Annotated in this window: 8 protein-coding genes; all 8 read right to left on the bottom strand. The window is 44.4% G+C overall.

From position 1 onward, the window contains the following. Positions 1–140 precede the first annotated feature (140 nt). Positions 141–2,801 carry a zinc-dependent metalloprotease gene (locus tag A3CY_RS0114580; protein ID WP_026207705.1) on the bottom strand — a complete coding sequence of 887 codons (2,661 nt, stop codon included), beginning with the start codon at positions 2,799–2,801 and terminating at the stop codon, positions 141–143. 44 nt (positions 2,802–2,845) lie between these two features. Then, entirely contained in the window at positions 2,846–3,784 is a 939-nt protein-coding gene (locus A3CY_RS0114575) for a hypothetical protein (protein WP_018338667.1), read from the bottom strand. An 18-nt stretch (positions 3,785–3,802) separates the two neighbouring features. Next, complete coding sequence (locus tag A3CY_RS0114570) at positions 3,803–5,398, bottom strand: RagB/SusD family nutrient uptake outer membrane protein (RefSeq protein WP_018338666.1); 1,596 nt, start codon at positions 5,396–5,398, stop codon at positions 3,803–3,805. A gap of 10 nt (positions 5,399–5,408) precedes the next feature. After that, positions 5,409–9,104 carry a SusC/RagA family TonB-linked outer membrane protein gene (locus tag A3CY_RS0114565; RefSeq protein WP_018338665.1) on the bottom strand — a complete coding sequence of 1,232 codons (3,696 nt, stop codon included), beginning with the start codon at positions 9,102–9,104 and terminating at the stop codon, positions 5,409–5,411. A 98-nt stretch (positions 9,105–9,202) separates the two neighbouring features. Further along, positions 9,203–10,369 carry a FecR family protein gene (locus tag A3CY_RS0114560; RefSeq protein WP_081619474.1) on the bottom strand — a complete coding sequence of 389 codons (1,167 nt, stop codon included), beginning with the start codon at positions 10,367–10,369 and terminating at the stop codon, positions 9,203–9,205. A gap of 337 nt (positions 10,370–10,706) precedes the next feature. Then, positions 10,707–11,264, bottom strand: a complete 558-nt coding sequence (locus A3CY_RS0114555; RefSeq protein ID WP_018338663.1) for an RNA polymerase sigma-70 factor — start codon at positions 11,262–11,264, stop codon at positions 10,707–10,709. A gap of 122 nt (positions 11,265–11,386) precedes the next feature. Then, the gene (locus tag A3CY_RS0114550; protein WP_018338662.1) at positions 11,387–12,007 is read right to left on the bottom strand and encodes a TetR/AcrR family transcriptional regulator; all 621 of its coding nucleotides are present in this window, start codon (positions 12,005–12,007) and stop codon (positions 11,387–11,389) included. Positions 12,008–12,010: 3 nt separating this feature from the next. Next, positions 12,011–16,216: an acyl-CoA dehydratase activase-related protein gene (locus A3CY_RS0114545; protein ID WP_018338661.1), complete on the bottom strand. Its 4,206-nt coding sequence runs from the start codon at positions 16,214–16,216 to the stop codon at positions 12,011–12,013. Positions 16,217–16,366: the final 150 nt, after the last annotated feature.

Raw genomic sequence — 16,366 nt, 5'->3', positions numbered from 1 at the left:
GTACCCCAAAATCAGGGTATGCAAAGCTACAAATAATTAATTATAAGGAATTTAAAAATTAGCATTTTTTGAGTGACGAAGTCAAGAAAAAGGGAGCCATGAACTCCATGGACTCCCCCTACTTATACAAACATATAATACTATTTATTCTGCACTGCTTGCAAAGCAACAATCATTGCTTGATAATGTGAACGGTCGTCTTTATGAGCTGTATCAATCTTTGACTTTAACAAAGAAAGTACTTTAGCATACATCGACACGTAATGAGTCGCCGTTTCATCATACAACCCCGCATTCACTTCACGCAAGAAACCATACCCATAGACATCACCAAACTGTTGCTGTTTCATTTGAGACATTACCGTTCCAATTCCCTCTTTACTTTCAATCTCTTGCAATTGCTCTTTAAAATAAGCAAGAAAACCACTTTCATCCAACCCATACGCCAATACTTCATCAAAAGAAGGAGTATAAGGAGCAACATCTGTCAATTTGCTCTTTGCGTCTGCTCCCGCAGCCTTCATGCGGAGAGCAACTTGCTTCACGATCTCACGCTGCATAGCCTTATCAATTCTCGTCAACTTATTACCTTTTATTGTATTAGCGAATACCGCAGCATACAAATCATCATAAAAATCTTTCTGTGTATAATCGCTACCGGCAAGTTGAGAAGCCACATTCACCTTTACACCTGCTTTAAATGCCGACTCAATCAATTTGGTATACAATTTCATACTCGTTCCAGTTGCGGAGAAGCCAAATTTAGAAAGCACCTTTTCATCATCCAACCATTCATTATCACTCAATTGCTTCATAAACCATTTCAAGGAAGCGCTCTGACACTTGGCATCTACAGGTTGAAAACGAGCACCTGGAGTACCATCTTTTACCTCTGTCAAATAAATACCACCCACATTGTATAACACGTTCATTAAATAGCGGTAATACTGTGTTATAATCCCCTGGTGCAAAAATTGACGGTGAGCGGTAGAAGCATCATCCGGTACCCACTCGTTCAAATGAGCCATTATATATTTCAAATTCTTAATACCATATTCACCGGCTTTCAACGGATCATCACCCAAATCTTCCTCCACAGAACTCGGATCATAGCGAGAAGCTATTTGCTGTTTCCCGTAACGATAATACGGATCTCCGGCCTTTTCATCTACCCAAGATTCCAAGATTTTCGCTTCCTCCTTGACACTCAAATTTCCGGCTATCGGAGAATACAACCATTTAATAGCATACTCATCATAACAACCAAGTACAGGAGGAGTCAATTTAATATTTTTATCCCCGGGTTGTGCTACATAATTAAATCGAGCATAATCCATAATAGAAGCTGTAGTTCCATATTTTTGCGTGAAAGAAGCAGACCGCAAAGAGTCGACAGGAAAGGCACTGGAAGCCGCCATATTATGCATCAAACCCAACGTGTGACCGATCTCGTGAGCGACAACATATTCCAACGATTCATCCATCACCTCTTTAGGCATCTTTTTAGCTCTTACGCGAGGATCGATCTGCGCTGTTTGCGTGAAACGCCACATGTTATTCAACTTCACCACATCATTATATATAACCACGGAAGCACTAATAATCTCTCCGGTTTTCGGGTCTACCCAACTCGGACCGAAAGCATTCATCATTCTCACAGGAGAATAACGAACGCAAGAATATTTCAAATTATCCGGATCAAATTCAGGGTCCTCCTCTTTCGTCGGGAAATCACGTACCTGAACGGCATTTTTTAAACCGATTTTCTCAAAAGCTTGGTTCCATCTTAAAATCCCCTTACGAATCGCACCTTTCCAATCTTCCGGGAAAGTATTATCCACGTACCATACGATCGGTTTTACCGCTTCAACCAACTCACCGCGTTCCCAAGCCCGTGCGTCTTTCGGCTCTACTCTCCAACGATTCGCGTAAGTGTACGCTTGAATACCGTCTTCTTCCGTGGAAATATATTGTTTCCCCGTCAAGAAAATACCAACACGCGAATCCGAGATTCTCGGTTTCATCCGATCCTTGTCCTCAGGTAATAACAACACCGTACGGGTCATCTTGTTAGAAACGTCTCCCAAATCCATCGAGAAAAAAAGTACTGATGCTTTTACACTATGGGTCATCGTAGTTTGGATAGACACGTTATCGTCAAAAGCTTTCATCTCTCCTAAAAAGAATAATTCCGTTTTAGGAGTCGAACTCAGTGAAATCATTCCCATATCCATTTCCCCTACGGGAGCCAAATCCGGCTCATTTGCGGCAAATAACGGTGTCACATCAAAAACGACAGCCGAACTATCCGCATTATAAGCGGCAATTGAATATTTCTTCATATACGGATCAATATAATTCAACTGGACAGCCTCTCCGATATTGGCATCCGCCTTATCAAAATCCACGACGGAATTTACCGAACGCATATACAGATTACTATCAATCAAATCAAAACGAACATGTAACGGATCAGACGGTTTGTAACCCACCGTACAAAGTTGAGGATTACTGGTTTCCGTAATTGTGGAAGCGATCAACAATTCACGCCCCAAAAATTTCACAGGGTATTCAAAATACAATTTATTCCCCACCCGATGCAACGTGATAAACTTACCGGCAACCGTTTGCGTTTCCGGCTTTTTCAATAATTTATCATACTTGCTTTGAGTTTTATCCTTCTCCACCTTTTCAACCTCTCCTTTTTTCCCTTTCTTTTTTTCTTTTGCACACGCTTCCGTAACCTCAAAAAATGGTAAAACAAACAATACCAGTGCTAGTAATACAATACTCTTTTTCATCATGATTACTGTTAAAAATTTAAATGATTTTTAAATTGTCTATATCAATCTTCCAATACAAACTTCAATGCCTTCAACTGCTCCCGCATCATCTTGAATTTCTTCATCACTCCATCATATTTCCCGTACATAGCCTGAAATTCGGCTTGGGTACAAGTCAACACGGCTTCAACATAAGAACCCAAATCAAGCGCTATTGTCGGGGTGATATCCTGCCCTCTCGAATTCTTGACAGACGCGATAAATCCCAATTGTTCCTTTTCCGTGAAATTCGTCCCTTTAAAAGCCTGATAAGCATTCAACAGTGTTCCATAATTTAATTCCGTCGAATACAAATCCGGTTTATTAGGATTCAATGCCTTACTAATTCCTAAAAACTTATCTCGCCAGGCGGCATGAGTGGATGAAGCCAACATATTACCAAAATAAGCAGATATGAAAGAATTGGCGTATGCTTGTTGCTCTTCGACAGGCAAAGAGGCAAAACCATTCACAGCTTTGAAAACCATTGTATTATAGCCGAAATAATCATTCAATTCTGAATCACGCCACTTATCACTCCATATTTTGTCCACGAATAAAAAAGAAGGTAACAAATCAGCATTGCCAAAACGGGGAAATACATGTTTGGAAAAATACGTAAGTATCGGTTCCAAAACGGAATGATCCTCCAGTAAATCGTAGATCCCGTCCGGTTTACTACTTCCCGGCATATAATACACTTTCAATGTTTCGTAAAATATATAATCGTTACCCGACATATCTGTCCGTTTCTCGAAACCTAACGTATCATTATAATACGTGGAAATACCGTAATTCTTATAGATTTCATAACGCACCCAATCCACGGGATCATCCGTCGTCGGCTCTTCAATAATTTTCCAATCTCTCCCGTAACCGGAAGGACTCAAGGCATCCTCTTTCTCGCAAGCGATTGTTAAAAAGAGGCTTATCAATAATCCAATAATATATATATTCCTCATAACTATCATTTCTAAAAATTAATAACGAACCATTTTTCTTGCCGGACGGTCCTCGTTTTGCACCAAAGTTCCCTTGTTAAAAATAATTTCGCTGGAAGGCAACGGGAACACGTAAGCAGCCCGATCCTCGGCATAAGGTTTCAACTCGTAATATCCGACCGTCACGTAATGTCCCTCTGCCCCTTCTCCTCCTTGCCGTTCTCTTACCTCATGGCGAATCGGTTTACTAAACGGATACTTGCTATTTACCGCATAACGGCGTAAATCAAACCAACGTTGTCCCTCGTAACAGAACTCTCGGCGGCGTTCACTCCGGATAAAGTTCACTAAATTCTCTCCACTCCTTGCCATCTCCTCCTCGATCGCGGGCATTTCTCCCACGAGGAAACGTTTTTCTCGCAACACGTTCAAAGTACTCTTTGCCCCCGCTTCATCTCCAAGTATCGCCTGTGCCTCAGCCTTATTCAAATAAGCCTCGGGAAAACGGAACAACATGTAATCCCCGATACGCCCGGATTCTTCACGAAACTTCAAACAACGCCAAGCATCCGTGGAGAATGGTGGGTGCGTGAAAAAAATCTTACGACGCAAATCATTCTCCCCGTAACAATTCAACAAATCATCCGAAGTTTTATAAGAAGAAGCCGTACTGGAAGAATTCCACCAGCAAGCATCAGACGTATGTATTTGAGCCATAATATACCCTCCTTGAGTAAACACCGTTTCCGGCGACCCCTCGTAAGTAAAACTGTCCCCTTCTTCTAAACTATTTAAATCCAAAATAGAATGACTCTCTCGTAGAATAGCGGAGTCCGCGTAAGCAACAGCCTCCTCGTAATCCTCCATGTAAAGACACACCCTACTCATCAAGATACAAGCCGCCGTGTAATCCGCCCTGATCGGACGACTGTACTTGGGAATCTCCCGAAAGGCTGCGACACTATTTGCCAAATCACTCCGGATTTGCGTATAAACAGCTTGCACCGAAGCCCTAGAGAAGTGTTTGTCCTCCACCTCTCCTACAATTTTTAAAGGAACTCCCAACTCCTTATCCGCCGAGCTCAAGGCATAAGGTTGGGCATAAACGTTCACCAGCCAATAATAATTATACGCCCGCAAGAAATATGCTTCTCCAGCCACCCGGTTAGCTAACGTATCCGACTCCCCTTCCCGCACATTATCCAACTCTGAAAGAATGGAATTCAATATGGCAATTCGTTTATACGCCTTTTCCCAATCATCCGGTTTATACTCCACATGCTCTTTATTCCAAAACGGATTCTCCTGCCATCGGTAAGCGGAAGCCGTATTCGAACGTATCCAACTATCGATTGAACTATCATATCCCTCTGCAAACTCCGTGATATCGTCATCTTGTAAATGAATCCATGGAAAATATTTATCCGTGTGAGTAAGTAATTGACTTTGATGAGCTTTTAAGCTGATTGCAAAACCGGGCACATTAATATATGCCTCCCCCATCAACAATTCATCCAAATCCGCGACACTACTCACGTAAGCCTGATTTTGTGAATCTTCCTCGAAGAAATCACCACATGCACAAAGCGTAGGAATGATTATGATTCCGACAAACAACAATTTCAATATCTTCATGATAGTTCAATTAAAAAGTTACATTTAAGGATAATGAATAACTCGGACGAACGGACAAATTAATCACCGATGCGCTTCCTGACTGCGAAGTCACGTCCATTCCCTTTGCTTTTTTACTTTGCCAAGTGAAAAGGTTCGTTCCCGACAAACTAACATAAGCAGACTTCAACCCCAATTTCTGGCAAAGCCTGTCATCCACGTTATAACGTAACGAAAGGGATTGCAGCTTCAAATAATCACCTTTTATCACGCGGACATCTGAATAATCATATAAAGAGTAATAAGAATCAGCTCTATCCGCAAACTCAAACGTATAACTTGTATTATTCCACCAGCTAGAACCTCTACCCGCTTTATCACCGGTAACCAATCCCGGGATATTGGTTTTTGCCTCATCACCCGGACGCCGCCAACGATTCACGAACTCGCGACGCATATTTTTATGCGGATAAGGACGAATATTAAAATCTTCGCACAACTTCAACATACGAATCTTGTTTCCCAAACTGTATGTAAAATTAAACGACAACCCGAATTGACGATACCCGAAATAGTTCGAGAAACCACCTTGCAACACCGGCACACGGGTTCCACTAGACTCCATCACCTCCAAAATCACGTTCTCGTTCGACATCTTACTATATTTCTCGGCCAACTCTTCTGCCCGATCCGCTTCAAGCCCATAAAACAAGGGACTACCATCCTCTGGACTTAATCCCTTAAACCGGTATGAATAAAAAGTTTCCAACGGTTTCCCGGACACTTCCGCATCACCGTTTAAGAAATCTTCGTAAGTCACGTCATTGCGCAACACGTTATTATCATTATTAATAGCCTTATTGATCAAATTATTCACGACCTGACCGATTTGCGGATCGAAACGCCACACGAATCCCCGCTTACCGTTAGCCCCAACTTGTTGATTAAACGGCATAAAACTCAAGGTAACTTCCACTCCCTGATTCTCCAAAGTTCCTTCGTTTACCACGTAAGTTTTACGCCCGTTCACCGTAGAAATCGTTTTATTCAAGAAAGCATTGCTCGTCTTCTTGTAGAAATAACCCACGGAACCCGAGATTTTATTCTTCAGCAACGAAAACGTCAACTCGGCATTATAAGAAGAAGTCGTTTCCCATTTCAAATCCGGATTCGGGAACGCATTTAACGTGGAAACAAATTTTCCGAAATACTCATCAGGAGCATCTTTATTAATAATCATTCTACTAGTCTGCCCGTCAATCATATTCCCCTGGTGCCCATAAGACAACTTTAACGCCAATTCATTCACGTTATCATTATCTTTCCAAAACTGGCGCCCGATATCCCAACGCCCGGACACGGACCAGATAGGCAACAACTTTTCCCGGCTACGGCTACCGAATTGATTCGAAACATCCATACGGGTATTGAAATTAATCGTGTACAAATTATTATACGTGTAACTGGCAGAGAAATACAATGAACCTAAATTCGTCTTCATTTCCGTGAGTTTCGGCTCATTAGAGGCCAACCAATTACGGAACTCAGTATACCCGTCCAGACCGTTATCAAGCAAATCCTTACTATCCACATTCCCGAAACTCAATCCCCTATCCGGGTAATACCCTCTTTGAGTCATCTTTACCGTGTTGTACTTTTTAGACGAAAGCTCCCCTCCTAAAGTTCCTACCACGTAATGCTCATTATTTTCTCCGAATTCCTTTATATAATTTAGTTGCAAACGGGCTAACCATGAATTTTGCCGCGTATTCATATTATTCCACTCGCCACCAACAGGACACAGATTATATTTATTATCAGTTGTTCCTCGCAATTTTCCGATATAATAGGAGCCCTCCTCGTAAATATCATCCTGGTTCGTCACGCTGGAAGAATACGAAGCCGTCCCCTCCACGGTCAAAACATCCCAAAACATGTATTTCACCAATCCGGTAAGATTCACCGTATTGCCCTCGATCTTCTGGTAGGTTTTATCCATCTCGTTCTCCATATTGAACAACAACTCCTTGTTCAACCCGACCTCGCTCTTCTGGTAAAAAGCCCGGCTACCATCAGGATTATAAGCAGGCAATGCCCGGTTCGTTTCGTAAGCATATTGTGTCACGCTGACCCCATCCACACTTGGGGTATAATGTTTCTTCAAAGTATTGAAATTCGTGCTGAATTGGAATTGCAACTTATTAAATGTCCCGTTCAACTTCAAATTCGCGGTCATTTGTTTATACTCTTCCTTTTTAATCACACCCTGCTGGTCATTATACCCCACGGAAGCATAATAGTGAATATTCTCGGACCCTCCGTTCAAACTCAAAGTATGCTTGTTTGAAAATGAATTCCGGCAAAGGATATCGAACCAGTCCGTGTTCAACGTCTCGTAGTAATCGGTCAATCGGGAAAGCTCCTTGTAATCAATGCGTCCAGCATTATAATCCAATACAGCTTTCTCAAATCCCACGAAATTGTAAACATTTTCGTAACCAATCTGCCGGTCGAACAACTCCCTGGAAGCCTCCACGCGCTGCTTAGAATTCATCATATAGATCGCATCATCCGTGTAATGGGGACGACGAGTAAACGTTCCCGTGAAAGCATAAGAAACAGTCGGAGGTCCCATCTTACCTTTCTTCGTCGTAATCACAATTACCCCGTTAGCCGCCCGGGTTCCGTAAATTGCCGTGGCGGCAGCGTCCTTCAACACGTCGATCCGTTCGATATCCTCCGGGTTCAACCCGGCAATCGCGTTACCTAACAAATTCACGAAATCCAAGTCATTCAACTGTGCAGGATCCACATTCACGGGATCACTCTGCACGATACCGTCCACCACCCACAAGGGTTCCCTATTACCAATCACCGTGGAATTCCCCCTGATTCTCACCTTCGGGGTAGCACCCACTTGTCCAGAATTTTGCATGAAAATCATTCCCGGGATACGTCCTTCTAACATCTGATCCACGGAATTTAATCCCGCAACCATGATATCGTCCATCTTCAAAGAAGTCACGGCACTCGTCAAACGACGACGATCCACATCTCCATAACCGGTGCTCACCACGACTACCTCATCCATTGCCACTAAATCCTCTTCCATCTGTATCGTCCACTCTCCCTTTTTCGGGCGATCCTGATACTTGAGTGTCAGGGTTTTCATCCCCACGAAACGAAAAACCAATTCGGTCTTTGTCGTATCTGAAATCAAAATAGAAAATTTCCCCTTCACATCGGTCGTCACCCCCATCGTCGTTCCCTTCAATAACACAGTCACGCCAGGAAGCGGCACCCCCTTCTCGTCCGTCACCAAACCTTTCACCACTTTTTTTTCAACCGCATGTTGTTCCGACGGATTCTCCTTCCGGATAACAATCGTTTTTTCCTCGATAGAGAAGTGCAACCCTGTCCCTTTCAGGCAAACCTCCAGAATCTTTTCCACCGTTTCATCCTTAAATGATACATGCTCTCGCACCACCCCGGCAATATCCGCATCACTATACACGAAACTAAATTCCGTGTTTTTCTTGATCTCCCCAATAATCTGCTTAAGTGACGCCTTGTCCAACGTCATACTCATCCGAATCTGCTGGGAATACACCCCCGCGTGCACTTGCAGCACGAATAAAACCGATAAAATAAACGTCGCTTTCATCATTAAAATAAACTTCATTACTTTTCTACGCCTATCCATATAGGCATAACATCTTTTTTCCATAACTTTGTGTTTATGATTGAACAATATTTCAACTCCTGTTCGCAGCAGGATTGAAAAGTTTGACAAAGGGCAGTGTTCGCAGCACTGCTCTTTTATTTTTATTTCACGATAATCATATTCTTGTTAATTTCAAATTTCACTTTCCCCGTCCGTTCAATAAACTTCAACACGTGGGCTATATCCTCATGCTTCTTGATATTCAACGAATAGGGTATCCGCTTCAACTCTTTGTTCGTGTAAACCACGTCGAACGAATACCAGCGTCCCAGCTCGTTCAAGATCACGGACAACGGTTGATTATCAAACACCAACCGACCATCCTTCCAACCGACATACAACTCGACATCCACTTCCGCCACTGTCAACCGATCGCTCTTCCGGTTAAAATCAGCCTGTTGCCCGGGTACCAATTCGGCACGTTGCCCATCGACCAAGATATCTACTCGTCCCTGCACGAGTGTAGCCAGCACGTTTTCCTCACTCCCGTATGCCCGCACACCGAAAGAAGTTCCCAACACCAGCACTTCCATCCCTTGCGCCTCCACCGTGAAAGGCTTCCGTTCATCACGTGCCACGTCGAAATAAGCCTCCCCCTGCAAGTACACCTTCCGCCTCTCGCCCGAGAACTTCACGGGATACCTCAACTCCGATTCGGCATTCAGGTACACCGTCGTCCCATCCGCTAACACGAGCGTGTATTCCCCACCCCGCGGCACCCGCAACAAGTGATATTCCTCCACTCCGTCCGACGGTTCGCCTTCCGTTTCTTCATAACGCAATGTATCTCCCGTATTACTTACCCCATTTCGTACCGTCCGTCTTGTCCCGTCTGCCAACAAAACTTTATCTCCTCCCGGCAAAACAAGTTCAGCCTTTGCCTTACCCGGCATAATCTCTGTCACGACAGCCAACGGCACCTTCTTGTCCTCACGGTTCAAGGCAAAATAAATCATTCCTCCTATCAATAACGGCAAAGCGAATATCGCCGCATACTTAAGCCACGATAATTTCCTTACACGCTGTCCCTTACGTGTCGTTCGGTTCAATATCCTTTCCCATGCCCGATTCTCCGCCTCCGGCGACTTCACGAACCGACGGAATCCTTCTTCCAAACGCTGCATGTATACCAACCGCTGAAACATCTCCTCGTGCTCCACGCTCATTTTCCGCCAAACCCACAACTCCCGTTCCCCCACGTCGTCCAACACTCCTTTCACGTGGTCCACGATCAACTGTTTTATCCTATTATCATCTCGCATTCGCATACTTTCATTCTTTAGTTTTATACTAAAGCACGCAAAGTACCATTTGGTGTAATAGCAAACCGCACTTTTTTTATTTTTCCACCGAAGTCCTATACAATTTATACCAATGCTCCTTATATATCTCGAATATTTTATATATCAATAAGGAATTTTACACCATATAAATTATTTAAAAATCCTATATTTTTACTATTAAAATAGGCTATGAATAGGGAAAGAATGGGAGATGAATGGGAGAGGCTACCAAGAAAATACGAAAATGATTACTATAAAATATCTTTCATTGATATTATTTCACACTTAACACGCTAGAATTTGTCTTGAAACATCCCCTTTTTCAGGAAATCCACAACAAGATGGACAACACATTTTTCAAACGCTCCTTCATATAATGGTTAGCGTTATTCTTGTGTTTTTTCACGGTATTGATAGAGATATTCAACTTTCGGGCAATCTCCTCGTGACTGTCCCCATTCAAACTCATCCGGTAAACCTCTTTACAGGCGGGAGATAATTCATCGAACACGGTAAGCAATACTTGGAATATCTCGGATTCCAGTATTTGGTCGAGAAAAGACTCCGCCTCATCCCCCTCTTGCAATATCTTCTCTGCGTACTTATTTTCGACCTGTTTGTGTCGGATCAGATTCAGGCAACCGTGCCGCACGACCTTATAAAGATAAGCCTTCACGGCATTTTCCACGCAAAATTCCGTTCTTTTCTCCCACAATGCCACGAAAGCGTCCTGCAGGATATCCTCGATCACATCCTCATCGCTCACGTACTTCGCCGCAAAATAACGCAAGGCAACCGCATACCTGTCATACAGCACGCGGAACGCTTTCTCCTCCCCACGGGCAAATTCAAGAATAATATCTACTTCTTCGTTTCCCAAATTACCACCATTATGAAAGTTATTTTTTGAATACCTCTTTGACTCTCATCACCTATTTCCCCACAAAAATACGACAAAAGATACTACTCCCATTTCTTTTTGGGTAATTTTTTAATTTCCATTTATCCATCGACACACAACAAATTCTTCAAATGGAGAAGGATATATTGTTTCCACTCCCACAACAAAAGTTCAAATTCGGAATCCTCTTTCAAGAACAGGGTGACCACCAAATTTTTCGACAAAAGTGGGAAAAGAAGTAAACCATAAAACGTCAGGAATAAAATATGCAGGGGCACGGTTTTCAAGCGTCCCGCCTCCATCTCGGACTGTAATCCCTCCTTGATGATGGCAAAAGTTTCCTCAAATTGCATTTCCTTGGCAGTCGCAAGTAGATGATTCACATCCCGTTGTACTTCCTCGCATATAAATTTAGGAATATAGGGATTCTCGATAAAACGTACCAAATATTCATCCAGTACCATACTCACCCGTTCCATAAACGGAATATCCCGTTTCATGATTTCCCGTACCCGCGGCAACAAGGACATGACGATCGAACTGAACACCGCCTGAAACATCCGGTCTTTCGTCCTAAAATAGTAATGTAACGTGGGACGGTTTATCCCGACGGTTGCCGCAATATCACTCATGCTGGTTTCGACAAACCCTTTTTCCACAAAAAGCCGCTTCGCCGTTTCTATTATTTGTTGCTCTAACTCGTTGTTTTCTAATGCTCCCATGTTTCACTTTTTTATGTTGTCAATGAACAATAACATTCGATTGACAATATTCACATCACTGACACTGCTATCAAAGTCTAAAGATAGTATATTCACTTGCGGATAAAAAGATTTTATCCGTTTTTCTATTCCTTTTTCCACGATATGGTTGGCTATACAGCCGAAAGGTTGCAAACTGATGACATGATTGATCCCCCGGGCGGCAAACGACACCATCTCCCCGGCAATCAACCATCCCTCGCCGAACTGGGCGTTCAGGGAGATCACCCGCTTGGCATTTTCCGCTTTCTCGTAAATACTCTCGAACGGAAGAAAGTATTTAAACTCTTTCCCGATCTCGTTGATCCGGTTGATTTGCTTCCGCACCTTGCCATACAGCCAGTCGATCACGACATCCGGTACATACTTGCGTTTCAAATGACTGTCTTGCATCGCTTTCAAATTGACAAAACTCTGCATGAAGAAATCGGACATCAACGGGGGGATCACCTCAATCTGTTTATCGACAAGCCACGACATGACGTTCTTTTGAGCGAAAGGATTGAATTTCAAGAATATCTCTCCAACGACACCGACTTTAGGTGTGAACTTTTGCTGGCAAATCCTGTCGAAATCGCGGGCTGCCAACGAGAGATCACGGTACAAATCGCCCATGCTTTTCCGTAAAATAGCCACTTTTGCCTTTTCTAGATACAGATCCCTTAACCCGGCTGCTTGCCCTTGCTCCCTCTCCCGAACGACAGAGGCGTAATAGAATTTCGCGATACAATCACTGTACAATACCGCGGCAAGGGCTATCGGCACGATCTTAGACCAATTGATGCTGAACCCGGGTTGATCGTTACTGATCCCGCTTCCGAGGGCAAGCGACACGACCGGGGTATTGACGTATCCATTCTCGATCAATGCCTTTTTGATCAGAGAAATGTAATTGCTGGCACGACACTGACCACCCGTCTGGGTAATGGCAACACAAGTGTTGTCCGGGTCATAAAGCCCGTCCTTGAAAGCCTTCACGATGTCGCCCACGATCAGGGTAGCCGGGTAACACACCTCGTTATTGGAATACTTTAACCCCCAATCACACGAACGGGTATCGCTTATCGGCAGATTCTCGGCATCATACCCCGCTACTTTCATGAGCGGCGGGATGAGCGGTGAAATAAAAGGCGTGAAGAAAGGAACGATGATCTTCTTCTTTTTGTCTTCTTTCACGAAAGGGCGAGTAGAAACGATCCGTTTTGACCCGTCAGCGGACTGACGCAGACTGATATGCAGGCTCTCCACCAAAGAACGTACCCGCAATTTGATGGAACCGATATTGCTAACGTCGTCTATTTTCAGCAGGGTAAGATTTTTCCCGTACTGTTTCAATAAAGCGCGGACTTCGTCGGTCAGGAATGCGTCCGGTCCGCAACCGAAGGAGGTCAATTGCATATACTGTACCTCGTTGCCTTGCCCGGCAGCCCATTTCGCCGCTTTCAAGATACGGTTCGTGAACGCCCATTGAGGGAGAAAATTTACTCCTTCCAACGAGATTTTTTGTTGACGGACAATATCATCCGTGATCACGTACACTCCCATCGCGGCAATCATATTCGACACCTTATGCTGTATCAGCGGATCGGAATGATAAGGACGCCCGGCAAGCAGGATCACCAGCTTATGCTTCCGACGCCCTTCTTCCATGACCTCACGGGCATAGGCGGCAATCTCCCGCTCGAAAGCATCCTGTTCTTTCAATGCCCGCTCGAATGCCGCCCGAAACGTGTGCCCGGGAACACCCAATGCCCCGAGGTATTCAGCGCATTGCTTGTACAACAAGGCTTGGTCTTTAAACGTGATAGCCGGGGCATCAACCGGTATATCCTCGGACTGTACACTCTTGATCACTTCCGAGTAACCGGACACGATGGGGCAATTGTAACTATTCTGCTGTTGCTTGTCCATTTTCTCGAACACGACAAACGGCATGAATATCCGGTCGACACGACGTTCTACAAGATCTTGGACGTGACCGTGTACCAACTTCGCCGGGAAACAGATGTTGTCTGACATCACCCTATTGGCTGCCGTTTCATACTTGTCAAAGGTGGAAGGGGATGACAGGCTGACCTGAATGCCGCAACGGGAAAACAGGGTATGCCAAAAAGGATATTCTTCATACATATTCAGGCAACGGGGAATACCGATGGTCAGCAAAGGACGAGCGACGGGCGCCTCCCGGTCGAACAGTAACTTGATCTTTCTCTCGTACACGTTCACTCCCTCGCCCGAGATGTTTCCCTTGTTCGTGTACGCCTTCTCGCACCGGTTTCCGGAAAAATAACTGTTCTTGTTATCAAACGTGTAACGGGTAACAGCGCATTGATTCTCGCACCCCCGGCATTGCAACTGGCTGGAAGTGAACCGGGCAAGATGTATCATATCCCGCAAATCCATTTCTCGGGCTTGTTCAATATGTCGCGCATACAAAGCACATCCCAAGGCTCCCATCAATTCGGGACAATCACCACGAGCAACTTCCCGTCCCGTGAGTATTTCCAGTCCCCGCACGATAGAGTCATTGCGCATTGTACCCCCTTGCACGACGATATGCTCGCCAAGCTCGTCCGTGTTTTTCAATTGCAAGACCTTATAAAGGCAGTTTTTAACCACCGAATACGACAATCCCGCCGCAATATCCGCCACGGAAGCACCTTCCCGGAGTACCTGTTTCACCTTGGAGTTCATGAAAACGGTACAACGCGTACCCAGATCACTCGGGGCTCGCGAATGACAAGCAGCTTTGGCGAAATCGTCAATCCCGTAATCCAAGGATTGCGCAAAGGTACTGATGAAAGAACCACAACCGGACGAACAGGCTTCATTGATTTCTATCCGGTTAATTACCCCGTCGTGGATGCAAATCGCCTTCATGTCCTGCCCGCCAATATCCAAAATAAAAGACACGTCCTTATCTATATGCTTGGCGGCAGTATAGTGGGCTATGGTTTCGATAATACTGGCGTCCATCTGGAATGCCGCCTTGATTAATTCTTCTCCATACCCGGTAGAGCAACCACCCTTGATTTTCAAGGTCGTTCCTTTTCTTTGGCATTCTTCATACAATTCCCGCAACCCGTCTTCCACGGCTTTTATCGGATTCCCGTTATTATCGTGGTAATAGGAATAAACCATCCGGTCATCCGCATCGAGTACCACGATTTTTGTCGTGGTGGAACCGGAATCTATCCCGATAACAACCTGCTGTACTCTCGCTTTCAATTCTGCACGTTGTATTCCGTACCGTACCAATCGTTCTTTCCATCGTGAATATTCCGATTGATCTTTGAAAATAGGCGGAAGGCTACTACCCGAACATGATATATTGCCCAAGCGGGTTTCCAAAAGTCGGAGTAAAGCGGACAAACTTATGTCATGGGGTGTCATGGCTAAAGCGGCACCCCAAGCCGGGATCAGATTACCTTTCTCCGGCAGGACGAAATCCTTTTCCAAAGACAAATTCAAATAATCGGCAAAAGCTTTCCGAAGAGCCGGAATAAAAGTCAAAGGTCCGCCACAAAACAATACTGGGGCTGTTATATCACACCCGCGGGCAAGAGTAACAACCGTCTGCACGGCTACCGCGTGAAAAATAGAAACAGCGATATTCTCCTTCGATATGTTTTTAGCGATTAAATTCTGCACGTCCGTCTTGCTAAACACGCCACACCGGGAGGCTATCGGGTAGACTTGTGTCGCCCGGCATCCTAATTCATTCAATTCTTCAACCGATACACCCAGCAGTATTGCCATCTGATCGATGAACGCTCCCGTCCCCCCGGCACAATTCCCGTTCATCCGCAAGTCGGTAGCCTGATGATCCTGAAAGAACACGACCTTGGCGTCTTCTCCCCCGATGTCAATCATACTGGCAACACCGGGGTGATGCTGACGAATGTAGTTCGTGGCTGCCACGACCTCCTGCACGAATGGCAAGCCACATTTCTCGGCAACTCCCATACCGACAGAACCGGTAACCTGAACAGCCAACGGGGCATCCCCGACCAATTCTCCCAATTCCCGGAAAAAGCCGGACAAACATTCCTGCACTTTTGCCTGATGCCTTTCATACTTATAAAAAAGGACATCCGTTCCGTTCTTATCCAATACGACTATCTTAGCCGTGGTAGAACCAATATCAAGACCAACTTTATAAACATTCATAACAAATAGACCTATGATTGACGATCAAATCTGACATATATGTCAAACACCACAAACTTATGAAGAAAACCGTAGAAACAAAACTTTTTCCACTTCATTTTATTTCTAAATTGTATAGCAAGCAGACAAAGCCTTTTTGGACGCACGCCT

It is taken from the genome of Butyricimonas synergistica DSM 23225 (genome assembly GCF_000379665.1).
GTDB classification, from domain to species: Bacteria; Bacteroidota; Bacteroidia; order Bacteroidales; family Marinifilaceae; genus Butyricimonas; species Butyricimonas synergistica.
This window is presented reverse-complemented; position numbering and strand designations above follow the sequence as displayed.